Origin of the sequence: Erwinia mallotivora (genome assembly GCF_000590885.1) — a bacterium.
Taxonomy (GTDB): Bacteria; Pseudomonadota; Gammaproteobacteria; order Enterobacterales; family Enterobacteriaceae; genus Erwinia; species Erwinia mallotivora.
In genome coordinates, this window is record NZ_JFHN01000068.1 from 1 (window position 1) to 23,788 (window position 23,788).

The following is a 23,788-nucleotide window of genomic DNA, read 5'->3' on the forward strand; positions in this document are numbered from 1 at the left end:
TCAATGCCGGACTGCTTAATGCCGGTGGCGACCTGCAACTGAGTGCGCTGAATAACATCAACAACGTCAGCGCCGCCATCAGCGGGGCAAAACCGGTAACGCGCAGAACAGTGCGCAGGGCAACAAAGAGAGCCATGCAGGTGGGCTGGACCGGACCTCGGTCAGCAGCGGCGGCAACCTGACGCTGGCCGCCGGACAGGATATCAGCAGCCAGGCGGCGGCCCTGGCCGCAGGCGGCGACGTCGGACTGAGCGCGGGGCGGGATATCAGGCTGGAGGCCGCCGCCACCGGCTCCGGCTACAGCGAAAAGGGCAGTAAAAAAACCGTCATCAGCGAAACCGTGCGTCAGCAGGGCACGGAGATGGCCAGCGGCGGCAACACCACCCTCGTTGCGGGACGCGATATCACCGCACATGCCGCCGACGTCACGGCGAAGCAGGATATTGCGTTGCAGGCCGGACGCGACGTCAACCTGAACACGGCGACGGAAAGCGATTACCTTTACCGGGAAGAAACGAAAACTAAAAAAGGGCTGCTGAGCAAAAAGACCACCCACACCATTCAGGAAGACAGCGCCACGCAGGAGAAAGGCACGCTGCTGAGCGGCGATAACGTGTCGGTCAGGGCGGGCAGTGACCTGCTGGTCAGCGGCTCACAGGTGGTGGGCGACGGGCAGGTGGCGCTTGCCGCCGGGAATAACCTGGCGATTGCGGCGGCAACCAGCACCGATTCCAGCTGGCGTTTTTCGGAAACGCGGAAGAGCGGGCTGATGGGCACCGGCGGTATCGGCATCAGCATCGGCAGCAGTAAATCGCTGTCGGAAATGCGCGACAAAGGCAGCACGCAGAGCCAGAGCGCCAGCACGGTGGGCAGCACCGGCGGCAACCTGTCGATCAGCGCCGGCCGCCTGCACAGCTCTCCTTCGCCGTGTCCTGCGGCTTGTATCGCATAAAATACGCATTATGTTCTTGCGCCCCCGCGTTTAGCGCCGGGAGTGGCCGCCATCCCTGCGGCAACCTGTCGATCAGCGCCAGCAAGCAGCTACAGGTGAGCGCAGCCGACCCGGTGGCGGGGGCTGACAAGAATAAACCCGACAAAAAGTTTTCTGATAATGCACCGGTCCTGAACGTGAACTAGACTGGCGTATTCAGTCTGTGAATTTCAGGATGCAGTGATAACTGATAGTGTGATTATCCTGCATGCTCTGTTAACTCAGACATCCGGTCATTAAGGGACGGGTATATCAGTCCCGAATCTTTACTCTGTCCGGTGTCAAAAGAGTTAACCTGAACTTTGCAGCAATGACGTCGATTCGTTCGACGAAATCCATCACCGGTATCATGTCACGGCCTTGTGAGGCCTGAACAAAGAGAGGGTTTATCTATGGATACACAGCAGATAACGGCACTGTCATCAGCGATGAGTCAGTGGCAGGTACGTAATGAGGTTAACAATACTATGTTGCGTAAGACGCTTGATCAGCAGGCTGACAATGTCAGCTCACTGATGCAATCAGTCTCTGCCACATCGCTGCCAGCTAATCCGGCAATTGGTCGTAATATTAATACCACTGCGTAACAGTCAGGGTGGTATCCGGGCAGTATGGAAGTGCTGCCCGTCTTTCCCTTCCCAGGTCGATATTCCTGAAATCACAAAATAAAAGATAAGCCTTCTGAAGCGTCTTTCGACATGACGAGCATTTTAGTCTGGTGACGATTATCTGTAGCTGATTGATTGTGCAAAGATTCTGAGCACCCATGCGAACGCATGACCTGAAATTCATCCCTGATAATGGTTTTTTAATGCTTATTTGGTTAAAGTGTGAACATCACCGTTATCACCAATATCACCAGGTCTGGAGGGGCTGTGTCAAAAGATAAAACCACTGACTTACTCGCGAAAAAAAAGCCTCAGCCACGAGCAAGGCGGCAACTCGCTGCTGCGGCCTCCACGCGGGGAGAGCGAACATCAGCCAAAGAACCGGTGAGAGAATTTCAGTCGGTTAATCACATTCTGGCAAGGCGGGGCGGCCAGAATGGGCTGCGCTGGCAGACATTACCTGCTCTCAACAGAGGAAAGCATTATCTTACGATTGAAGTTGAAGAGGAATTCAGTGAGCAGGATCTGTTATTAGCCGTTGAAACCGCGCTTAATACTTTGTCTGCGAGGCGTGGTGGCAGCGATATTGACGCAGCAGGGGAAAAATCTGTTATCCCACGTAATCGCAGTCGGGAAGCAGGCAACCAACAGATTAAATCCTCAGTACTGGAAAACAGTCACTGGTTGAAGTCCGAACAATTGGCCGACATTGTTGGATCAACGGCGAAGAACCGGAATGCGCTACCTAACCGCTGGAAAAAAGCCGGTAAAATCTTTGCGGTGAGTCACGAGGGCCATGATCTCTATCCTGAATATGCTGTCGATCATACAGGGACCTTACTGCCGGTGATCCAGCAGGTTCTGGACATTTTCGGTAGCAAAAAAACCGCCTGGGCAACAGCGGTATGGTTCGATGAGCGTAACAGCTGGCTGGATAATCATGCTCCACGAGAACTGGTAGCCACTAAACCTGAAAATATCATTCTGGCGGCAAGGAAGGAGTCGGAAGGAGCGACACATGGCTGACCGGGATGGGAATCCCTTTTTTAACAATCCTGATAATGAGCCGTTGACGTTCAGTGACGCTACTGTCAGAACATGGCCGAGGGGGAAGGCTGTCTACCGTGTTCATCAGAGCAGGTTTGGTTCTAATCAGTTCAATCCACTGGGAGGCGATTCCCGTTTCAGTCCCTGCCATGATAAAAATGGTGATGTCGTCCCTGCATTGTATGGCGCAATTAATACTGCTGTAGCGATGATGGAAACTATTTTTCATGATATTCCCAGCCCATCAAAAGGTATCCGTTTTGACCTGAGTAAAATTGATACGCAGGTGCACAGTATTCTCAACCCAGCTCGCGATCTGAAATTACTGTTTCTTTCTGAACCGATGCTTAAAGCAAAAGGGATTAAACGTGAAGATCTGCTGTTATGCACAGCGGCGCATTATTGTTTTACTCAGCAACTTTCTGGCTGGTTTTATCAGGATAACCCGAATATTGATGGACTGATGTGGTCTTCAAAACAGCATTCGGAGCAGGCCATAATGCTTTTTGGCACCAGAGTTTCAGAGGCTGATATTCCTTCTGTGCATGCCGCGCAATCATTACTCGCTACGGACAGCCTTTTCAGACAGGTGGAAAACCTTGCCGATGAAATGGGGCTGCGGTTATTTGATGGACGGACTTTATAATCGTCTGCCATTAAAGAGCTGACAGGCTTATCATTATTGAAAAAAGTGCAATGGATGAATAATTAAGATAAGAAAGTGATGTGTGTGCTCTTATTGTGGATATGCAGAGCTGATATTTAAGCTAATGTGCCATTTTAATGAATATCGATTGCAGTAAAACTCTGTTTTAAAATCAGAGATAATAAAAAACCCACGCAATTGCGTAGGTTTTTTGCGGGTTGCTCTGGTCTGTTTAAGAAAGCAAAATTATCAGACGTTAAAAAGAAAGTTCATCACATCGCCATCTTTCACGACATAATCTTTCCCTTCAGAACGCATCTTACCGGCTTCTTTTGCCCCCTGTTCACCTTTGAAGGTGATGTAATCCTCATAACCGATGGTCTGGGCGCGAATGAAGCCTTTTTCAAAATCAGTATGAATCTTACCGGCAGCCTGAGGTGCGGTTGCCCCTACCGGAATCGTCCAGGCGCGGACTTCCTTCACCCCGGCGGTAAAATAGGTTTGCAGATTCAGCAGGGCATAACCTGCACGGATAACCCGGTTCAGGCCCGGCTCTTCCAGACCCAGTTCAGCCATAAATTCTTCGCGATCTTCATCTTCCAGCTCGGCGATGTCAGACTCTACCGCAGCACAGACCGGCACGACCACTGAGCCTTCTTTCTCGGCAATCGCGCGTACCTGATCAAGATAAGGGTTATTTTCAAAACCGTCTTCATTGACGTTGGCGATATACATGGTGGGTTTTAAGGTCAGAAAGCTGAGATAGCGAATCGCGGCTTTGTCTTCATCGCTTAAATTCAGTGAACGCAACATGCCGGCATTTTCCAGATGCGGCAGGCATTTTTCCAGCGCAGCCTGTTCAGCTTTTGCATCTTTATCACCGCCCTTGGCACGCTTTTGTACACGTTGCAGCGCACGTTCACAGGTCTCCAGATCCGCCAGTGCCAGCTCGGTGTTAATCACCTCAATGTCGTCAGCCGGGTCCACTTTATTGTTAACGTGGATAATATTGTCATTTTCAAAACAGCGAACCACATGGCCGATAGCGTCGGTTTCCCGGATGTTGGTCAGAAACTGATTGCCCAGACCTTCCCCTTTCGACGCGCCTTTTACCAGGCCCGCAATATCGACGAACTCCATCGTGGTAGGCAGAATACGCTGTGGCTTGACGATTTCCGCCAGCTTATCCAGACGAGGATCGGGCATGGGAACCACGCCGGTATTCGGCTCAATGGTGCAGAACGGGAAGTTAGCTGCTTCAATGCCTGCTTTAGTCAACGCATTGAACAGGGTTGATTTACCCACGTTAGGCAGGCCCACAATACCGCATTTGAATCCCATGTTTGAATCACCTTAATCGCTTGATAATCAGCCGGATACTTAGTGTGGCTGATATGATCTGAATGTTATCACTGCTCGTTTTCGGCGCATTATACACGTTATTGCTTTCTGTATGGCGCGGAATTCTGTTCGGCTCGCCGGATTGAGGTTGAGATCTGGTTCACATTCCCGGATACTGTCGCTCCCTGACAACTGACGGAGTTCCCGCAGATGCATCGCCTGTTGCTTACGCCACCCTGAGTTTTTCCTCTCTGCTTATCCTGTCTTTCTGTCCGGTCTGACTACGCCCATTTACTGGCGCAGCAGAAGCCCTCTGTATGATGATAAATAGTGGAATTAAGTATGTTCAATCTGAGCAACCTCAGTGCTGCCCGCGTCAAAAATGACGTGCTGGCCGGCGCGGTCGTCTCCGTGGCGCTGATCCCTGAAGCCACCGCCTTTTCTTTGCTGGCCGGTTTGTCACCGACCATTGGTCTGCACACCGCCTTTATTCTGGGTGTGGTGACGGCACTGTTTGGCGGCAAGCCGGGCATGATTTCTGGTGCGGCCGGTTCCATTGTGGTGGTGCTGGTCAGCCTGATTCAGACCCACGGTTATCAGTATGTGCTACTGGCGACTATCTTTGCCGGATTGATCCAGCTGGCAATTGGCCTGTTTCGATTGGGTAAGTTTATTCGTCTGGTGCCTCAACCAGCCATTTATGGTTTTGTTAACGGGCTGGCTATCGTCATTGCGCTGGCACAGATTCCGATGATCAAGCATCAGGGACCGGTGATGTATGCCCTGGTCGCGTTGGCGATGTTGATTGTCTGGCTGTTTCCAAAATTTACCAAAGTGATTCCCGGCTCGCTCGCCGCTCTGATAGCCATCAGCGCCATCGCCATTGGCTTTGGCCTGGATACCAAACGGGTAGGGGATCTTGCCGATATCTCTGGCTCGCTTCCCGTTTTTCACCTGCCGGATGCGCCACTAAGCTGGCAGACGCTGAAAATCGTACTGCCGTATTCACTGATTATTGCACTGGTGGGATTAATCGAGTCTTTGCTGACGCTGGCGGTGCTGGATGAAATGGGCAGCGCGAAAGGCAACGGTAATAAAGAGTGTGTGGCGCAGGGGATCGGCAATACGCTGTGCGGTTTTTTTGGCAGCTTTGCCGGCTGCGCGATGATTGGTCAGTCGATTATCAATTTTACGTCGGGCGGACGGGGGCGTATATCCAACCTGGTGGGCGCGATTTTGCTGATCCTTTTTGTGGTCAGCCTGTCAAAATATATCGCCCTGCTACCGGTCGCGGCGCTGGCCGGGATCATGTTTGTGGTCTGTATTAACACCTTCGAGTGGAGCTCTCTGCGCCGTCTGAAACGTATGCCAAAACCCGATGCCGTGATCATGATTGCCGTCACTGTGGTGACCATCTACACCGATCTGGCAATGGCGGTGATTTTCGGGGTGATTATCTCGGCGCTGGTCTTCGCCTGGCAACATGCGCGTATCACCATTATTGCTGAAGAAGAGAGCGCAGGGGAGAAGACATGTCGACTCGAAGGACCGCTGTTTTTTGGTTCTGTTGCCAGTTTTCACGAGCTGTTTCATCCGGAAAATGATCCGCAAAACATGGTAATTGATTTTGCCCGTACCCGAGTCATGGACTCCAGCGGCGTGGAAGCGATTGATAAACTGACTGCACGCTATGTGGCGGCCGGAAAAAACGTACGTTTGCGCCATCTCAGCCGGGACTGCGTCAGCCTTTTAAAACAGGCGGGGCCGTTCTGTAGCTTTGACCTGGACGATCCCGATTATAAAGTTGCCGCTGATAAGGGTTAATGCTTAAAGCCGTGCACCGCTCTGCCGATATATAAAATAAAAAATCGTCGTACTGATGGGTATGTTACAGAATGAACGGCTGAAGTTTATCTGTACGACGATTTTTAACACTGGCAGGAAGCTATGAACACTGGCTCTGTAGCATGATGAAAAATACGATTTGCGTACCAATCCATAACCTGACGGGCGAGTTGATTGCTCTCGATTTTAGTCAGATGATTTTTCCTCCCGGGCAAAGCCTGTCGGGGAGCAGGCAGATTGCCGAAAGCCAGCTACTGCATCAGTTGCTGACCATTGAGCACTATGCGGACTATTTCCGGCTGCATAATCTGTTGTGCTGTGTGACGATTAATTTTCAGCTGGCGAAGGCAGTGATTGAGTCGGTTTTCATTCAGCGGATTCTTCGCCATCTGCCGTTTGTGCGACTCAAATTGTCAGAGGATTTTCCCAATCTGCACGACGGGCCCAAAAACCCCATCCTGCGTACGCTGGTGGAGCAGTTAAATATTCTGTGGCTGGACGATCTTGGGGCCGGTGCGGCGAATCTGAATGCGCTTCAGTCAAACATGTTTGAAGCCGTGAAGCTGGACCGGCAGTTTTACCTGAACAACGTCGGAAAGCCTTTTTTTAATGTGCTGATTGCCCATATTCGTCAGTATACCAACCGGGTGATTGTCGAAGGCGTTGATAACCCCCCGGTGCTGAATAAGCTGGCTGACAGCAAAATCTGGGGCGTACAGGGCTATTATTTGCCGGTGATGCCGCTTTCCGATTTGCATGACAATCCGCAATAACCCCTGTCGGCAGGCTGTCACTGACGGAGACTTTCCGTTGATGTCAGCCTGTGAGAGGGCAAAACCGCCCGCTACGCCTTAAAACTGTGCAGGCGGTTCATCGCCTTAAGACGGTCTTCCTTCAGCCACAGCTCTGTGCAGCGCACGGCTTCGTCGATGGCTTCGTCAATCAGCTTTTGTTCGCTGGCCGGAGGTTTTCCCAGCACAAAGCCGACAACTTTATTTCTGTCGCCGGGATGACCGATACCGATGCGCATACGGTGAAAATTCTGGTTATTGCCCAGCTTGCTGATGATGTCCTTCAGGCCGTTGTGGCCCCCGTGGCCGCCGCCCTGCTTGAGTTTCGCCACCCCCGGCGGCAGATCCAGTTCATCGTGGGCCACCAGAATCTCTTCCGGCGTTATGCGATAGAAGGTAGCCATTGCCGCCACCGCTTTGCCACTCAGATTCATAAAGGTGGTGGGTACCAGCAGCCGGACATCTTCACCGCCGATATTCAGCCGGGCAGTGTAGCCATAAAATTTGCTTTCTTCTTTCAAGGACTGATTGTGACGTTCAGCCAGTAAATCAATGTACCAGGCACCCGCATTGTGACGGGTGGCTGCATATTCGGCGCCAGGATTGGCAAGGCCGACAATCAGTTTGATGCTGCTCACTTATCTCTGTTCCTGAGGAGTGCGGAAATGGTCGCACAGTTTACTAAGAGTAAGGCGAGAACTCAAAACTGCGCGTCAGCAGGTAATAGTTAACGCCGGTGATAATGCAGTTTCTATAAATAAACCTGCGCAGTTTATGTAAATTTTTGTCAAATTTAACGCAGTAAATGTGATCTGTCGCGCAACGAATTTGCTAACTGTTGCATACACTTATTTCCAGTAAGCCGTTTTTACACGCAGTATGGAGGTAAGCGATGAAACGTAAACATATCTGTTTAACCGGTAACTCTCTGATGGTACTGGGACTGGCGGTGATGGTGGTTGGCGTGGGATATGCGGTACTGAACCAGTTGCCGCAGTTACAGTTACCCGAATTTATGGTTCACGGCGCAATATTCAGCATTTTTGTTGGCGCGCTGATGTGGCTGGTTGGGGCGCGTATCAGCGGGCGGGAAAAAATTACCGATCGCTATTACTGGGTACGCCATTACGGCGATAAACGCTGCCGCAGAACGCCACACCATTAGCAACCCGTGAGATAACAGACCGGGTTGCCGGGACGCAAAAATGAATGCAATAAAAAAGGGACAGTTGAAACCGTCCCTTTCTCATTCAATCCGGCAACGTCACTGATTAATGCTCGAACATGGCCGAAATGGATTCTTCATTGCTGATACGGCGGATGGCTTCAGCCAGCATCCCGGAAAGCGTTAACGTACGGACGTTAGGCAGGGCTTTAATCTCTTCCGGCAGTGGGATAGTGTCGCACACCACCACTTCATCAATCACCGAATGACGCAGGTTTTCTACGGCGTTGCCAGAGAAAATCGGGTGTGTGGCGTAGGCAAATACCCGCTTGGCACCGCGCTCTTTCAATGCTTCTGCTGCTTTGCACAGCGTACCGCCAGTATCGATCATGTCATCAACCAGCACACAGTCACGACCGGCAACATCACCAATAATGTGCATCACCTGTGAAACGTTGGCACGGGGACGACGCTTGTCGATAATCGCCATATCGGTATCATTCAGCAGCTTGGCGATGGCTCTGGCGCGAACCACGCCACCAATGTCCGGGGACACCACGATTGGGTTTTCCAGACCAATCTGCAACATATCTTCCAGCAGAATAGGACTGCCGAAAACGTTATCAACCGGGACGTCGAAGAATCCCTGGATCTGCTCAGCATGCAGGTCAACGGTCAGGACGCGGTCAACGCCGACGCTGGAGAGGAAATCTGCAACCACTTTAGCGGTAATCGGAACGCGGGCAGAACGCACACGACGGTCCTGACGGGCGTAACCAAAGTAAGGAATAACCGCAGTGATACGGCCTGCCGAGGCGCGGCGCAGGGCATCCACCATGACCACCAGTTCCATCAGGTTGTCATTGGTCGGCGCACAGGTTGACTGGATGATGAAAATATCACCACCACGAACATTTTCGTTGATTTGTACGCTTACTTCACCATCGCTGAAACGGCCAACGGCGGCATCGCCCAGGCTGGTATAGAGGCGGTTGGCAATACGTTGTGCTAGTTCCGGGGTGGCGTTACCAGCAAAAAGCTTCATATCAGGCACGAGAAGAACCTCAGGCTTTGCGTCCAGAGAATGAACATCATGGTCAGCAGCACTGGGCGGTATACCGCTGACTGGTTCATACGGATGTGTCTGTGAGTGCTGTGCAACCTCAGGATCAGGTTGAGAATGTCACAGCAGCTCTTTATTGCATTGGACCGAAAGGCACTGGTGGAGCGGCGAAACGTTAACGCCTCGCGCAACAAATCCCTGCCACTTTTTCGGTACAAGCTCAGACACCTGACGGGCAGCAGACTCGGTGTCAAATTCGGCAAACACACAAGCGCCAGTTCCTGTCAGGCGTGACGGCGCGTATTCTAGCAGCCAGGAAACAAGCTGTTCAACCTCGCGAAAACGTTTTCTTACCACTGACTGGCAATCGTTGCGGTAATCCGCCAGTAACAGTTCATTAATTCCGCGTGGCGGGGTATCGCGCGTCAGGTCCGGATCGCTGAAGATCAACGGCGTAGGGATCTGCACGCCAGGATGTACCACCAGAAACCATTTCTCCGCCGGTTGTACCGGCGTCAGCTTTTCACCCACGCCTTCCGCTACCGCAGCAAAGCCATGGACAAATACCGGCACATCGGCACCCAGTTTGAGGCCCAGCGCGGCCAGTTCGTCAAGGGTAAAACCGGCTTGCCAGTAATGATTCAGTGCCAGCAGCACCGTGGCGGCATCGGATGAACCGCCGCCCAGCCCGCCACCCATCGGCAGCTTCTTGCTGATGGCAAGGGTGGCTCCCGCCTGTGCGGGCAGGGTGCCTTGCAGCGCCGCCTGCTGTCGCAGCAACTTCGCTGCACGCACCATCAGATTGTGCTCATCGGCAACGCCCTCGACAGGGGTAGTGAGCTTTATTTCGCCGCTCTGGTCCGGAATAATGGTCAGTTCATCACCAAAATCCAGAAACTGAAACAGGGTTTGCAGGTTATGGTATCCGTCGGGCCGCCTGCCTGTGACATAAAGAAACAGATTCAGCTTGGCCGGAGCCGGCCAGCGAACGACCGGCGTTTCCTCGCGCAACACGTCCTTTCTCATTTAACGGTCCAGCCGTCCATTTTCAGTTTGATGCGCTGATTGCCTTCGCGCAGCTCCAGGCTGGCTGGCAGAGTGGGATCCTGTTTGCTGTCATAGCCCAGATAGTTCACCGTCCACTGTTGACCGTCGCGGCTGTAACGTGCTTCACGCAGGCGATACTGGTCATCCAGAGCGTAATCGGTGGCATCACCCGGCAGGCCCATCATCCACTGGCGCAGGTTGTTAAGGGGAATAGCCATCCCGGTCAGTTGGGTAATCATTTTTTCTGCGTCATTGCTGACGTAACGTTTACCTTTGTTGTCGACAATCTGCACCACGCTGCCCTGAGCATCCAGTTGCAGTTCGGTGCTGCCCAGCGGGTTGGTCAGCAGTAAACGGTAGCGATCCGGCGCGGTTTGCTGCCAGTTAAATCGCGCATAAACTTTCTGGCTATCAGAAAGATAGGCAAAAGCTCCACGGGTCTGATATGCGGTGATTTTTTGCACGGCCTGCTGATGTTGCTGCCACTGGGGCGCATTAATACTTTGCCCCGGCCCCTGGGGTTTATTGATGCTACAGGCGGCAAGTAACAGGCTGGCAAGGGGTAGAAGCCGCATCAGACGGCGTTTCTGCATTAACATAGGGGGTCAGCTCCTCAGACTCCGGGCGGGCAACAATACCCAAATCAACCGTTCACGCTAGCGACCCGGCAACCCGACGTCAATGCTCAATTTGTCCTGTTTGATGTCGAAGGTAGATATCTTGTTAACAGCAACGGCAAGGACGACTTTTATTGATCCTGCTCATCTTGTAGAATGCGGCTCACAAAACCCTATCAACAGTGGGATAACCCTAATCAATTCCTTATGACGTTGCTGGCTCTCGGAATTAATCACAAAACGGCGCCTGTTGCTCTGCGTGAACGTGTGGCGTTCTCGCCGGAGTCTCTGGACCAGGCGCTTGACAGCCTCCTCTCCCAGCCGCTGGTGCAGGGCGGGGTGGTGCTGTCTACGTGTAACCGCACCGAATTGTACCTGAGCGTCGGGCAGCAGGAAAATTTGCAGCAGCAGCTGGTGCAATGGTTGTGTGATTATCACCAGTTGAACGTTGATGAGGTGAAAAACAGTCTCTACTGGCATCACGGTAATGAAGCGGTAAGCCATCTTATGCGCGTCGCCAGCGGACTGGACTCGCTGGTTCTGGGAGAACCACAAATTCTGGGGCAGGTTAAAAAAGCCTATGCCGATTCGCATCGTGGTCTTCCGCTGGCCAGCGAACTGGAGAGAATGTTTCAGAAGTCATTTTCGGTGGCGAAACGCGTACGTACGGAAACCGAGATCGGTGCCAGTGCGGTATCAGTGGCGTTTGCAGCCTGTTCACTGGCCAGAAAAATCTTTGAATCTCTTTCTGCCGTCAACGTGTTGCTGGTGGGTGCCGGTGAAACCATTGAGCTGGTTGCCCGTCATCTGCGCGAACACCATGTTCAGAAGTTGTTGATCGCCAACCGTACCCGTAGCCGTGCTCAACTGCTGGCCGATGAGGTGGGCGCGGAAGTGATTGAATTTGCAGATATTGACCAGCGTCTGGCGGAAGCGGACATCATCATCAGTTCAACCGCCAGTCCGCTACCCATTATCGGCAAAGGTATGGTTGAGCGGGCGTTAAAAAAGCGTCGCAATCAGCCAATGTTGTTGGTGGATATTGCCGTGCCGCGTGATGTGGAACCGGAAGTGAGTAAATTGCCCAACGCGTATCTCTACAGCGTGGATGATTTGCAGGCGATTATTGAAAGTAACATGGCGCAGCGGCAGGCCGCTGCCGTGCAGGCAGAAAGCATCGTTGAGCAGGAAAGCGGCGAGTTTATGTCATGGCTGCGCGCTCAGAGCGCGGTTGAAACTATTCGCGATTACCGCTCGCAGGCCGATCAGGTACGTGCGGAGCTTGAAGCCCGTGCGCTTACCGCGCTGCAACAGGGGGAGGATCCCCAGGCGGTGCTGCGTGACATGGCCCACCGCCTGACTAACCGCTTAATACACGCCCCAACAAAATCTCTTCAGCAGGCTGCCCGCGACGGCGATACTGAACGCCTGCAAATTTTACGCAACGGTCTTGGACTGGATTAGCGTTTTCTCTTAAGAATAAAGGTAAAAAACCACTAATGAAGCCTTCTATTGTTGCCAAACTGGAAGCCTTGCAGGAACGCCATGAAGAAGTCGAGGCGATGCTGGGCGATGCCGGTGTGATTGCCGATCAGGAGCGTTTTCGCGCGCTGTCGCGTGAATATGCGCAACTGACCGATGTCAGCCAGTGTTTCCAGCGATGGCAGCAGACTCAGGATGATATTGCCACGGCGGAAGAGATGCTGGCTGACAGTGAAATGCGTGACATGGCGCAGGAAGAACTGAAAGATGCCCGTGAAGCCAGTGAGAAGCTGGAGCAGGAGCTTCAGATCCTGCTGCTGCCGAAAGATCCCGACGATGAGCGCAACTGCTTTCTCGAAGTCCGTGCCGGGACCGGCGGCGATGAGGCAGCCATTTTCGCTGGCGATCTGTTTCGCATGTACAGCCGCTATGCAGAATCACGTCGCTGGAAAGTTGAGGTGATGAGCGCTAACGAGGGCGAACACGGTGGCTACAAAGAGGTGATCGCCAAAGTGGTGGGAGAGGGAGCCTATGGTCGCCTCAAGTTTGAATCGGGTGGGCATCGCGTTCAGCGCGTGCCGGAAACCGAATCACAGGGACGTATTCACACCTCTGCCTGCACGGTGGCGGTGATGCCTGAAGTGCCGGAAGCTGAGCTGCCGGACATCAATCCGGGCGACCTTAAAATTGATACCTTCCGCTCGTCCGGCGCAGGTGGACAGCACGTTAACACCACCGACTCGGCAATTCGTATTACCCATCTGCCCACCGGCATCGTGGTGGAGTGTCAGGACGAGCGTTCACAGCATAAAAACAAAGCGAAAGCCCTCTCCGTGCTGGGTTCGCGCATCCGCGCCGTCGAGATGTCGCCTCGTCAGCAGGAAGAGGCCTCCACGCGTCGTAATCTGTTGGGCAGTGGCGATCGTTCTGACCGCAATCGCACCTACAACTATCCTCAGGGGCGTATTACCGATCACCGCATTAATCTGACGGTCTATCGTCTGGAAGAGGTGATGCAGGGCAAGCTGGATATGTTGATTGAGCCGGTGGTTCAGGAACACCAGGCGGATCAACTGGCAGCGCTGTCTGGTCAGGAGTAATGCAGATACGTCAGTGGCTGCGGGCCGCGATCCTGCAACTGGCCGACAGTGACAGCCCGAAGCGCGATGCTGAAATTTTGTTGGGTTTTGTCACCGGCAAATCCCGCAGTTGGTTAATGGCCTTTGACGACAGTCTCGTCGGTGACGAACATCTGGCAAGGCTGGCAACACTGCTGGCACGTCGTGCCGGGGGCGAACCCATTGCTTATCTCACCGGGGAGCGCGAGTTCTGGTCACTCTCTCTGGCCGTTTCGCCTGATACTTTGATCCCCCGTCCTGATACGGAACTGCTGGTGGAGCAGGCGCTGCAACACCTGCCTGTTGCCGCCAGGGTGCTTGATCTCGGCACCGGCACCGGGGCCGTCGCCCTGGCGCTGGCCAGTGAGCGTCCGGACTGTCAGGTTACGGGTGTGGACCGTATTGCCGGTGCCGTGGCCCTCGCCCGGCAAAATGCTCACCGTCTCGCGATAACCAATGCAGACTTTCGTCTGAGCAACTGGTTCAGCGCACTGGCGGGTGAGCAGTACCATATCATCGTCAGCAATCCCCCTTACATCGATGCTGCTGATGGGCATCTTTGTCAGGGCGATGTACGTTTTGAACCCAAAAGTGCGTTAATTTCAGCTGACAATGGCCTGGCGGATATCCGGCAGATTGCCGCAACGGCCGGTGAATTTTTGCTGCCGGGCGGATGGCTGTTGCTGGAGCATGGCTGGCAGCAGGCGCGAGAAGTGCGCACAATTTTGAGCGAGAACAGGTTTTCTGCTGTCGCAACCTGCCAGGATTATGGCGGTAATGAGCGGGTAACGTATGCTCAAAAACCTTAACCAGGATGACGCAATACGTTGACTGGTACAGCCTGGCTGAGCGATTTACTCTTGCTTTATCCCTTCCCGCCGAAAGACCTGGCTGACTGAAAAACCGTTTGGCGTTATTATCTGTGTCGCTCTGAGGTCTGGTGCCTCAGCGTGCTGGTCAGTGAACTGAAAAGCGGGATGCTTTTCCACCAGTGCCTGTCGGAAGGGCGCTTTATTTTCATCTGGCCATCACGAAATTGCCATTGTTGGGGAATGTATGACGTCGAGAATAACTACAGATTTCACAGAGACATCGCTGTGCGAGGCCGTGATGGCAGCCACGCAGGCTATCCGCACGGATTTTTCTGCTGAAGAAGTAAGTGGGCAACTGGCCGCACTGGTCTCTGAAGCCCGTGCCGTCATCCCGCCGCAGCTGGATCAGGATTTGCAGCTGGAAAAGCTTATTGAGCTGTTCTGGAAGAAGTGGGGGTTTGGCGGTGCCAGCGGCGTATACCGTCTTTCTGACACACTCTGGCTGGACAAAGTCCTTGACTCACGGCAGGGTACTGCCGTCTCCCTCGGGGTGATTTTCCTGCACATTGCTGAACAGCTTTCACTGCCGCTGATGCCGGTTATTTTTCCGACACAGCTGATCTTACGTGCCGACTGGTTGGATGAGGAGATGTGGCTTATTAATCCTTTCAACGGCGACACGCTGGATGAGCACACGCTGGAAGTGTGGCTGAAAGGCAATATAGGTCCGGTGGCGGAGCTGTATGAGGATGATTTGCAGGAGGCTGCGCCAGGCAAGGTCCTGAACAAAATGCTCGATACGTTGAAAGCGGCGCTGATGGATGAAAATCAGATGGAGCTGGCGCTTCAGGTCAGCCAGCTGCTGGTCACCATGGACCCGGAAGATCCCTATGAAATTCGTGACCGTGGGCTGATTTTTGCCCAGCTCGATTGTGAGCATGTGGCGCTCAGCGATTTGACCTATTTCGTTGAGCACTGCCCGGAAGATCCAATCAGTGAAATGATTAAAATCCAGATCCATTCTATTGAACAAAAGCTGATTACGCTGCACTGAATATAAGGCGATGACATGAAACAAAAAGTGGTAAACATTGGTGAGATCAGAGTGGCAAACGATCTGCCGTTCGTGCTGTTCGGTGGGATGAACGTGCTGGAATCACGCGATTTGGCGATGCGTATCTGTGAACACTATGTCACCGTTACCGGCAAACTCGGCATTCCTTACGTGTTTAAGGCCTCATTTGATAAGGCTAATCGCTCCTCGATTCATTCTTATCGCGGTCCAGGCCTGGAAGAAGGAATGAAAATTTTTCAGGAGCTGAAGCAAACCTTCGGCGTGAAAGTGATCACCGATGTGCATGAGGCCAGCCAGGCGCAGCCCGTTTCTGAGGTGGTGGATGTTATTCAGCTACCGGCGTTTCTGGCCCGACAAACCGATTTGGTTGATGCGATGGCGAAAACCGGCGCGGTGATCAATGTAAAAAAACCGCAGTTTGTCAGCCCCGGTCAGATGGGTAACATCGTTGATAAATTTGCTGAAGGTGGCAATGACAAAGTGATCCTCTGCGATCGTGGCGCTAACTTTGGTTACGACAACCTGGTCGTTGATATGCTTGGCTTTAATGTGATGAAGCAGGTTTCCAACGGCAGTCCGGTCATTTTTGACGTGACGCATGCCTTGCAGTGTCGCGATCCCTTTGGCGCTGCGTCCGGTGGCCGCCGTGCCCAAGTGACTGAACTGGCCCGTGCCGGTATGGCCGTTGGTCTGGCCGGTCTGTTTATCGAAGCGCATCCGGACCCGGCCCACGCCATGTGTGACGGCCCGTCAGCGTTGCCGCTGGATAAACTTGAGCCTTTCCTTGCCCAGATGAAAGCCATTGATGAACTGGTGAAAAACTTCCCGGAGCTCGACACCAGTAACTGATAACGCTTAAGGCTGGCCCGTGATGCCAGCCTTTTTTTTACAAGGAGGCGACATGAAAATAAAAATTGCCCTGCTGGTGGCAACCCTGCTGCTGTCAGGTTGTGGTGCCGGGCCGGATAAAACAGCGCATTCCTCCCTGAGCGGTCATAATTTTATTCTGACCCGTGTTGATGGTCAGCCAGTGACACCCCCTGCGGGGATGAAACCGGGCATCAGTTTTGCGCAGGATATGCACATCAGCGGCGTAATGTGTAATCGTTTCTTTGGTCAGGGTAAGCTGGAGCACGGTGTGCTCACCGTGGCACAACTGGCCTCGACGAGGATGATGTGTAGCGATACCGTGCTGAATCAGTGGGAAGCCACCATCAGCAAAATGCTGACTGAGGGGGCCAGATTGCAGCTCAACCAGCAGACCCTGACGTTGCAGGGTTCAGGCCACACCCTGGTGTATGTCAGCGAGAATTAAGTCTGGCGTAACGGTATCAATAACCCGCTGCAATAAAGTCAGCGGGTTTTTTTTGACTACAGCATGATGGTGATCAGATAGCCGGCAAACAGCGCCAGATGCGCCGCGCCGTTAAGAACGTTGGTGCGGCCGGTAGAAAAAGAAACCTGGCACAGCAGCAGGGCGGCAAGCATCAGCACCATATGGGGTGGTTCCAGTCCAAAAATTAACTGTTGTCCGGTGAGGGTGGCGATCAGCGTTACCGCCGGTACCGTCAGTGAGATGGTGGCAAGCACTGAGCCAAAAAACAGATTCATGGCGCGCTGTACCTGATTAGCCAGCACGGCTTTAATCGCGCCAAGCCCCTCAGGCGAAAGAATCAGTAGCGCCACCAGGAAACCGACAAATCCCTCCGGCGCATTCAGTCGGTCAAGCAGCGCTTCCAGTGGGGTGGCGTCGGTTTTTGTTACCGCAATTACCGCGATCAGATGCACCACCAGCCACAGACTGTGCCAGAGGCTGGAATGCGCAGAGGGCTTGCCGTGATGCGGATCACCATCGTCCCCCTCATCTTCATGCTCATAGACAAACAGGCTCTGGTGTGTTCTGGTCTGGATCAGCAGAAATACGCCATACATTGCGGCAGAAATGGCGGAAATGAGTAACGCCTGAGTGACGGTAAAATTGCCGCCTGGCAGCGCATTCGGAAACACCAGTACCAGAATACCCAGTGGAAACAGTGCAATAAGGTACTGTTTTACGCCCGCGAGATTGACAAACTGCGTGGCGAATTTACGGCCACCCAGCAACAGGGCAAATCCCACCAGACCACAGGTTACTATCATCACGATGGAATAGAGCGTATCGCGCATCAGCGCCGGGGCCGCGTCACCGGTGGCCATCAGTGCCGAAATCAGGCTGACCTCCAGGATCACCACCGATAAGCTGAGGATAAGTGAGCCATAGGGTTCACCGAGACGATGTGCCAGCACGTCGGCATGACGCACCACACTGAACGCGCTGCTGAGGATAGCTACCAGCGCCAGCAGATTGATGGTGACGATCACCGGCATGGACGGGCTGTGTCCCCAGAAACCTAAAATGATCAGTGCGGCAATCGGCAGCAGCAGCGACGTCTCTTTATGGCGGGTTTTAATACTCTCTTGTGCAGTCACGGATAAATTCCTCCTTACTTCGTTCGGTTGCCGCCTGATGCCGCCTGTAAAGGGTTCAGCCAGCAGAGAGGGTTAAAGCGGTACAAACAGGCACGATTACAGGCGGCTGTAGTGTAATAACTGATTAATCAGACAACCGGATGTTTTACGTTTATTTACCTCGGGGTGAGGTTTTTATTTTTTCTGGTCTTTAAAACCAATATTTACATTTATTGTTATGATTTATAAAAATAAATTATAGTTATTTTCTATGCATATCAGATAAATTAAAGCATATATCCGGCAACAGGTTGGGTAAAAATATGCATTTTGCCGCCACAGGTTGTTCAGCAGCACAAAAGCGCGATGACGATGGCGGCGATGTTTTTTTCTCCCCCCGTTAAGTTTCATGCCCCGGTGCCGATAATCAACATATAAGAGATTTTTTTCTTTTGTGACGTGCTTCAAACTTGATTGCCCGGCCAGAAATGACTTATCGTCTGACAGGAAAAATAAGTTTCTTAATCATCACGATCCAGGGACTATCGGGCAGGTTGTGGCAGGAAGCGTGCAGTGGCAGAGGAGGTTTTATGTTAACCAGAGATTTCCTGAAAAAAGCTGATTGCAGCACCGCGTTTGGTGCTGTTGAGGAATCCCTGTTATGGACCTGTGAGCAGCGAGCGGCTTCCCTGGCCGCCACGCTGGCCTGTCGACCTGACCGCAGCCCGGTATGGATATTCGGTTACGGCTCACTGATGTGGAACCCGGTTTTTGAATCTGACGATGTGGCCGAAGGAACCCTGGAGGGATGGCACCGGGCTTTTTGCCTGCGGCTCACTTCCGGCAGAGGTAGCGCAACGCAACCGGGCAGAATGCTGGCGCTGAAAGAAGGAGGCTGCACCACCGGCCTGGCGTTCAGACTGCCTGAAGCACATTTGCAGGAAGAGCTGGAACTGCTGTGGAAGCGTGAGATGCTTACCGGGTGCTATCTTCCCAGCTGGTGTGAGCTGGCTCTGGCCGACGGGCGTCGTGTTACCGCCATCGCCTTCATTATGGACCCGCGCCACGCGCTCTATGAAACCGACTCCTGCCCTCAGACCATTGCGCCGCTGATTGCTCAGGCCAGCGGGCCACTGGGGACCAACGCGCAGTACCTCTTTTCGCTGGAGCAGGAACTGCAAAAACGCGGCCTGTACGATGACTGCCTGACCGATCTTGTTGAGCGCGTCCGGGCGCTACAGCAGTGTGACAATCAGAGCATTGCGGGTTGAGCACTGCTTAGTGCGGATCGATCAACCAGGTTCCAACGTGGTTGATCTCCAGCTGCTGATTACGCAACGTCGTGCCATTCTGCACCGAAATTTTATAGCGCCCGGCGGGGAGATTCAGTGAGGCATATCCGCTGGTATCTGGCTTCACGTCGACAGGTTTATCATCCAGCATCAGCCGATCGGTGTTACTCAGTTTCAGATAGACTTTAGCCATTGGTGCCGTAGCGGTGGATGCGGATGGGTTTGTCCCGGAAGAGGGCGTCAGTGGCTGAGAAGTGTCTGTCGTCGCAGTGGTGGTTGCGGTGTCATCATAATTCAGCACCACCACCAGTGCCACTAATGCCACCAGCACAGCGCCAGACAGTATCGCCAGCGGTGTTGAGATCCTGCGCCCTGCCTTTATCGCCACGGGTTCCGCCGCGCCCGCCGCAGCATTGACCGCTATCACTACCGGTTCCGGCACGCTCTCCGGGTCAGGTATTGCACGACTTTCCCTGATGACGGTAACGGCGGCGACCAGTTCCTCAACGGTGCTGACCGGCAGCTCGATCAGCGCCGCCAGTTCATCGATTGACTGTGGACGGTCCTGAGGTTTCATCGCCAGTGAACAGTCAATGGCGTTCAGCAGCGGTAATGAATAGCCTGGGGGCCGCAAGGCGGTCAGCGGCTTATAGTGATCTTCAATGCAGCGCACCACGCTGACAGGCGGTGGGGAACCGGTCACCAGCGTGTGGAGTACCGCGCCAAGCGCATAGATGTCCGTCCACGGTCCCTGGTCGGCGTCACTCTCTTCACTGTACTGCTCAATGGGAGCATAGCCCGGTTTGAGCATGATCTCAGTTTCATCGGACAGGTTGCCTATTTCTCGGCGCGCAGAGCCAAAATCAAGCAGCACCGGCAGGTGATTGTCCTGGATCTGGATATTGTCGAGCGAGATATCACGGTGCAGATAACCTGCCTGGTGAATGGTATCGATTGCCCCGAACAGCGGCGGCAGCAGCTGGCGGATCCAGGCATCGTTCAGCATGTCTGCTTTGCTCTGTTGCCACTCTTTCAGAGTGATACCGCTGTAATAGAGGGTTCCCATGTAGGCGGTGCCGTTCTCTTCCCAGAAACGCAGCACATGCAGCAGGCCGGGATGATTAAAACGCGCCAGCAGTCGCGCTTCCTGAATAAAGCTGTGCAGTCCGGCATTAAACAGTCGCTGGTAGCGTTCTCCGCGCAGGACAATATTCAGATGCTCATCGCGCGTTGCCAGCGAGACAGGCAGATATTCTTTGATGGCGATGTGACGTTCGAGAAGGTGGTCCCAGGCGCGATAAACAATGCCAAAGCCGCCCCCGCCAATCACTTCTTTTATCTCAAATTCATTAAAGCGGTGGCCTGCCGGAAGGGCGTTGGCGACATCTTTTGTTTTATCGTTTGCCGACATAATTAACACTCTCTAAGAGCTGAATCCTGGATTACCCGGTGATTACCGGATTAGTTAACGGTGCGCCAGGCACCAATAGCCGGATCGGCCAGATCGGCATGCAGTTCATCAACCAACAGCACATTAATTTTGATTTGATTTCCGATTACGGTCGCCCAGCTCTGACGTAACGATGCGATCCGCTCTTTCAGTAAGGCAGAATCGGCCGCCTGTGCCTTGTTCATTTTCACCAGTAACGATCCCTCAAATGACCAGACATGCAGCGACGGATCGAACATCAGTAATAACCAGCTGTCCGGTGCCGACTTTTTGCTGACCACCAGACGCTGATTATTGGCCGAGACAATGTTCAGCTCTCCGCTGGCAGGATGGACATGGCGCAAGGGGAATCCCTGATAGAACTGCACCGCCACCGGCTGATTGTTGCCGCTGTCGGAGAGCGTCAGCACGCTTTGTCCTTCCAGCCAGCCTCCGGAAGGACAGGAGAGGTTTTTGTCATCGGGGATAAACAGCGCATGTTGGGTCTCTCCCCACCAGGTACGAAAATGGCAGCCGCCGGGCAGAGCGAAGCGAGGTAACGGAATGGTGTTAGCAGGCTGCGACAAATCAAGAGGTTCGGCATTGCTGTTGGTCGCCGCCTCTGTGGCATCGGCAATCACTATGGGGCGCCAGTTTTGCTCTTTAGCCGCCGTGCCGGTGGCAAGCACAGAACCGTTATCACTGGTCATCTGCCAGGGCAATTCTTCGAGCTTACCGCACTGATTTTGCAGTAACGTACCCACGCGCGGCAGAAAACTGTTCAGCACGCTGGATTCCTTACTTTTGCCCGAAACAATGCGTAAATGAATATCTTCCTGGCACCAGTCGCGAGGAGTATTACTCTGAACGTTATCAATAAAGACCTCCAGCGCCAGGCTGGGGGAGTAAACCACGCGATAATCCTCCGCTTGTGCGGCAGTCGCTATCAACAGTACGGCAGTGACAGGCAACCAAAATTTCATAGTGTTCCTTGGTGTTATTTCCGCGTCGGCAGAAAGCGGGCAGAATCTGACATCTGCTGTAAAAGCGTGGTTTCCTGAGGCGAGCCAATCCAGACTGCCACCGCGCTTAAGTTGTCTTCTTTTTTTTCACTACGGTTGATTGCGGTATGCATCAGCGCCAGCCACTCATCCGGAGAGTTGACCATGCGCAACGCCTGCTCCATTTCCTGTGGGGCAAGGCTGGACCAGAAGCCATCGGTACAAACCAGAAACGCATCGCCATCTTCCAGCGGCATCACGTCGCTACAGGTGGCTGACAGCGGGCCATCCGCACCGAGCGCATTATAAAGTAAATTACTGTTTATGCCGGTATTATCAACACCCGCATCTTTCAGCTGCTGAGCCAGGCTGTGATCGCGGGTAACAGCATCAATAAAGCCCCGGCGGAAATGATAAATTCGGCTGTCGCCTGCATGTGCCCACCAGCACTGTTGTGCATCGCGATCGATGAACAGGGCGGCCAGCGTGGTGCTCATCTGACTGAAATTGAGCATCTGGCGTTGTGCCTGCCTTATTGCCCGATCAACGTTTTCCAGCCAACGCGCTGTATCAGCGGAATCGATTGATGCGTCGTTTGCCAGTTGAGAGAGTAAAACGTCTCTGGCGATGCGAGCGGCAATCTGCCCGCCTGCGGTGCCAGCCACGCCGTCACAGACCAGAAAACAGGCGCAGTGCTCGCCAACGACTGCGCCTGTTTCGTCCTGATTACTTTCGCGCACGCCCTGTTGTGACGTTGCAGCATAATTAATGTTCATTCTTCTTCCGGTCGTATCTGAGAGTCTTTGTACTGATTGACTTCCATATCGTAGGCTTGCAAAAACGCGTTACCAAAAAGAGTGTGAAAGTCGTCTTCGATTTCACCTGACATGTTTTGATAATGGCGCAGAAAATAGTCCCAGAGTGCGGCTTTTTTAACCATGCCCGGAGCAATACGCGGCAGATTGCCATCGCGGCGGGCATTGTCATCCAGGCGCTGGGGATTAAACGACTGCAACATGGCTGCAATGATGGCGCGGATCCCGGCAATCATGCCCAACTGATGCGCCTGTAAATCCACCAGAGCATCGCGAACCGCCTGCTCTGGCGGCATAAAACCAGGCATCTCACTCTGATAAATCTGCATCAGTACCGTTTTACCGGAAGGCAGAATCTTAAAGGGATTATTAGCCTCGTTAAGGATCATGGTCATCTCAGCCTTAACGCCACGTTTAAGGATTGAACGCGAAGAGAGCAGGGCGACGGTTCCCTGGGAAAACAGGCTCAGCATCCGGCCAGTGGTGTACATCTGTTCTTCAGTGAGTTGCGGTTTTTCGGCATGATAATCCAGCCCCATCCCTTCCATCAGCGCGGCCAGAAGGCGTTGTTCATTTCCTGAACTGGCTGGCCGTTCCGGGGCGCTCGCCGCGTGATTAACCGGGTCGATACCCAGCCGGGCACCCGTCTGGCGGGCATTTCTGGCTGAGAGCGGTTCTGAACTGTGCAGCGCCGCGCCCGGCACCAGTACAGGCTCCTGCTGGTGCAAAATGCCCAGCGGGTCTGGCGTTGCGGGGTCATAATTTTCAAAAAACGTCAGCGGATCCATCTCCCCGGAAGCCTGTCCTTCCTGGCGCGCCGGGTCACTGACTTTAATCTGATAATGACCAATTCCCAATACGTCGGCATGTTGCAGCAGAACCTGAGCGCCACGCGCCAGCGGTTGGTGATTATGCACCACGGCGGTAACGCTGCCGTGAGTGGTCAGACGACAGTCACCATTGGCGGCCACATGCACCACCGCCTGTAAACGTGAAATGGCGCGATCTTCATCCGGCAGCACCAGATCGTTATCAATGCTGCGCCCGATGGTTCCGCCGGGCGGCAGAAATTCACAGCTGGTGACGGGTGTAGCGGTGTTGCTTTCAACAATGGTAAATCGCATGCGTTTTTCCTGAGGCCAGGGCCAGAAGGCA

23 protein-coding genes and 1 pseudogene are annotated in these 23,788 nt (G+C 53.4%); 14 read left to right on the plus strand and 10 right to left on the minus strand.

Going from position 1 to position 23,788, the window contains the following annotated elements:
* The 4 genes and pseudogenes from BG55_RS22100 to BG55_RS17840 form a co-directional block, all read left to right on the plus strand.
* Positions 1-907, plus strand: a pseudogene (locus BG55_RS22100) (hemagglutinin repeat-containing protein); the annotation flags it as partial.
* 476 nt (positions 908-1,383) lie between these two features.
* Positions 1,384-1,578 carry a YjfB family protein gene (locus tag BG55_RS17830; protein ID WP_034940379.1) on the plus strand — a complete coding sequence of 65 codons (195 nt, stop codon included), beginning with the start codon at positions 1,384-1,386 and terminating at the stop codon, positions 1,576-1,578.
* 288 nt (positions 1,579-1,866) lie between these two features.
* Positions 1,867-2,625 (plus strand): hypothetical protein, encoded by a 759-nt coding sequence (locus BG55_RS21535; protein WP_052018939.1) that lies wholly within the window; start codon positions 1,867-1,869, stop codon positions 2,623-2,625.
* Positions 2,618-3,292 (plus strand): RES family NAD+ phosphorylase, encoded by a 675-nt coding sequence (locus tag BG55_RS17840; protein WP_034940381.1) that lies wholly within the window; start codon positions 2,618-2,620, stop codon positions 3,290-3,292. Before BG55_RS21535 ends, BG55_RS17840 begins: the two co-directional genes overlap by 8 nt.
* A gap of 249 nt (positions 3,293-3,541) precedes the next feature.
* Here the strand turns inward: BG55_RS17840 and ychF are convergent, their stop codons facing one another.
* A complete protein-coding gene (gene ychF, locus BG55_RS17845; RefSeq protein WP_034940385.1) occupies positions 3,542-4,633 on the minus strand; it encodes a redox-regulated ATPase YchF in 1,092 nt (363 codons plus the stop codon).
* Positions 4,634-4,975: 342 nt separating this feature from the next.
* Here ychF and BG55_RS17850 point away from each other — a divergent pair, with 342 nt between their 5' ends.
* The gene (locus BG55_RS17850; protein ID WP_034940388.1) at positions 4,976-6,457 is read left to right on the plus strand and encodes a SulP family inorganic anion transporter; all 1,482 of its coding nucleotides are present in this window, start codon (positions 4,976-4,978) and stop codon (positions 6,455-6,457) included.
* A gap of 143 nt (positions 6,458-6,600) precedes the next feature.
* Entirely contained in the window at positions 6,601-7,251 is a 651-nt protein-coding gene (locus BG55_RS17855) for an EAL domain-containing protein (RefSeq protein WP_235192795.1), read from the plus strand.
* Between the two features lie 71 nt (positions 7,252-7,322).
* Here BG55_RS17855 and pth read toward each other — a convergent pair whose 3' ends face one another.
* Entirely contained in the window at positions 7,323-7,907 is a 585-nt protein-coding gene (gene pth, locus BG55_RS17860) for an aminoacyl-tRNA hydrolase (RefSeq protein ID WP_034940390.1), read from the minus strand.
* A 254-nt stretch (positions 7,908-8,161) separates the two neighbouring features.
* On the opposite strand from pth, the gene ychH reads away from it, so the two are divergent.
* Positions 8,162-8,434 carry a stress-induced protein YchH gene (ychH, locus tag BG55_RS17865; protein ID WP_034940393.1) on the plus strand — a complete coding sequence of 91 codons (273 nt, stop codon included), beginning with the start codon at positions 8,162-8,164 and terminating at the stop codon, positions 8,432-8,434.
* A 106-nt stretch (positions 8,435-8,540) separates the two neighbouring features.
* Here ychH and prs read toward each other — a convergent pair whose 3' ends face one another.
* The 3 genes from prs to lolB all read right to left on the minus strand — a co-directional run bounded on the left by prs (position 8,541) and on the right by lolB (position 11,143).
* Complete coding sequence (gene prs, locus BG55_RS17870) at positions 8,541-9,488, minus strand: ribose-phosphate diphosphokinase (protein ID WP_124232585.1); 948 nt, start codon at positions 9,486-9,488, stop codon at positions 8,541-8,543.
* A gap of 129 nt (positions 9,489-9,617) precedes the next feature.
* Positions 9,618-10,523, minus strand: a complete 906-nt coding sequence (gene ispE, locus BG55_RS17875) for a 4-(cytidine 5'-diphospho)-2-C-methyl-D-erythritol kinase (protein WP_052018940.1) — start codon at positions 10,521-10,523, stop codon at positions 9,618-9,620.
* Positions 10,520-11,143: a lipoprotein insertase outer membrane protein LolB gene (gene lolB / locus BG55_RS17880; protein WP_034940396.1), complete on the minus strand. Its 624-nt coding sequence runs from the start codon at positions 11,141-11,143 to the stop codon at positions 10,520-10,522. The genes ispE and lolB overlap by 4 nt, the downstream gene beginning before the upstream one ends.
* A gap of 225 nt (positions 11,144-11,368) precedes the next feature.
* Between lolB and hemA the strand changes: the two genes are divergently transcribed.
* From hemA to BG55_RS17910, 6 genes are all read left to right on the plus strand, one after another.
* Positions 11,369-12,625 carry a glutamyl-tRNA reductase gene (gene hemA / locus BG55_RS17885; protein ID WP_034940484.1) on the plus strand — a complete coding sequence of 419 codons (1,257 nt, stop codon included), beginning with the start codon at positions 11,369-11,371 and terminating at the stop codon, positions 12,623-12,625.
* A 35-nt stretch (positions 12,626-12,660) separates the two neighbouring features.
* Positions 12,661-13,743 (plus strand): peptide chain release factor 1, encoded by a 1,083-nt coding sequence (gene prfA, locus BG55_RS17890; RefSeq protein ID WP_034940397.1) that lies wholly within the window; start codon positions 12,661-12,663, stop codon positions 13,741-13,743.
* The gene (prmC, locus tag BG55_RS17895) at positions 13,743-14,570 is read left to right on the plus strand and encodes a peptide chain release factor N(5)-glutamine methyltransferase (RefSeq protein ID WP_034940400.1); all 828 of its coding nucleotides are present in this window, start codon (positions 13,743-13,745) and stop codon (positions 14,568-14,570) included. Before prfA ends, prmC begins: the two co-directional genes overlap by 1 nt.
* A 247-nt stretch (positions 14,571-14,817) precedes the next feature.
* Positions 14,818-15,627 (plus strand): invasion regulator SirB1, encoded by an 810-nt coding sequence (sirB1, locus tag BG55_RS17900; protein ID WP_034940401.1) that lies wholly within the window; start codon positions 14,818-14,820, stop codon positions 15,625-15,627.
* A 15-nt stretch (positions 15,628-15,642) separates the two neighbouring features.
* The gene (kdsA, locus tag BG55_RS17905; RefSeq protein ID WP_034940404.1) at positions 15,643-16,497 is read left to right on the plus strand and encodes a 3-deoxy-8-phosphooctulonate synthase; all 855 of its coding nucleotides are present in this window, start codon (positions 15,643-15,645) and stop codon (positions 16,495-16,497) included.
* Positions 16,498-16,549: 52 nt separating this feature from the next.
* Complete coding sequence (locus BG55_RS17910) at positions 16,550-16,963, plus strand: META domain-containing protein (protein ID WP_034940406.1); 414 nt, start codon at positions 16,550-16,552, stop codon at positions 16,961-16,963.
* A 56-nt stretch (positions 16,964-17,019) separates the two neighbouring features.
* Here BG55_RS17910 and chaA read toward each other — a convergent pair whose 3' ends face one another.
* The gene (gene chaA, locus BG55_RS17915) at positions 17,020-18,117 is read right to left on the minus strand and encodes a sodium-potassium/proton antiporter ChaA (RefSeq protein ID WP_034940409.1); all 1,098 of its coding nucleotides are present in this window, start codon (positions 18,115-18,117) and stop codon (positions 17,020-17,022) included.
* Positions 18,118-18,686: 569 nt separating this feature from the next.
* Here chaA and BG55_RS17920 point away from each other — a divergent pair.
* The gene (locus tag BG55_RS17920; RefSeq protein ID WP_034940412.1) at positions 18,687-19,367 is read left to right on the plus strand and encodes a gamma-glutamylcyclotransferase; all 681 of its coding nucleotides are present in this window, start codon (positions 18,687-18,689) and stop codon (positions 19,365-19,367) included.
* Between the two features lie 7 nt (positions 19,368-19,374).
* Here the strand turns inward: BG55_RS17920 and BG55_RS17925 are convergent, their stop codons facing one another.
* Genes BG55_RS17925 through tagH form a run of 4 tightly spaced genes read right to left on the minus strand, consistent with a single transcriptional unit; the run spans position 19,375 to position 23,757 of the window.
* Positions 19,375-20,799, minus strand: coding sequence for a serine/threonine protein kinase (locus BG55_RS17925; protein WP_034940413.1), 1,425 nt, complete (start codon positions 20,797-20,799; stop codon positions 19,375-19,377).
* Positions 20,800-20,849: 50 nt separating this feature from the next.
* A complete protein-coding gene (locus BG55_RS17930; RefSeq protein WP_034940417.1) occupies positions 20,850-21,800 on the minus strand; it encodes a hypothetical protein in 951 nt (316 codons plus the stop codon).
* A gap of 14 nt (positions 21,801-21,814) precedes the next feature.
* Positions 21,815-22,594 (minus strand): PP2C family protein-serine/threonine phosphatase, encoded by a 780-nt coding sequence (locus BG55_RS17935; RefSeq protein ID WP_034940418.1) that lies wholly within the window; start codon positions 22,592-22,594, stop codon positions 21,815-21,817.
* A complete protein-coding gene (tagH, locus tag BG55_RS17940) occupies positions 22,591-23,757 on the minus strand; it encodes a type VI secretion system-associated FHA domain protein TagH (protein WP_034940420.1) in 1,167 nt (388 codons plus the stop codon). Before tagH ends, BG55_RS17935 begins: the two co-directional genes overlap by 4 nt.
* Between the last annotated feature and the right edge of the window lie 31 nt (positions 23,758-23,788).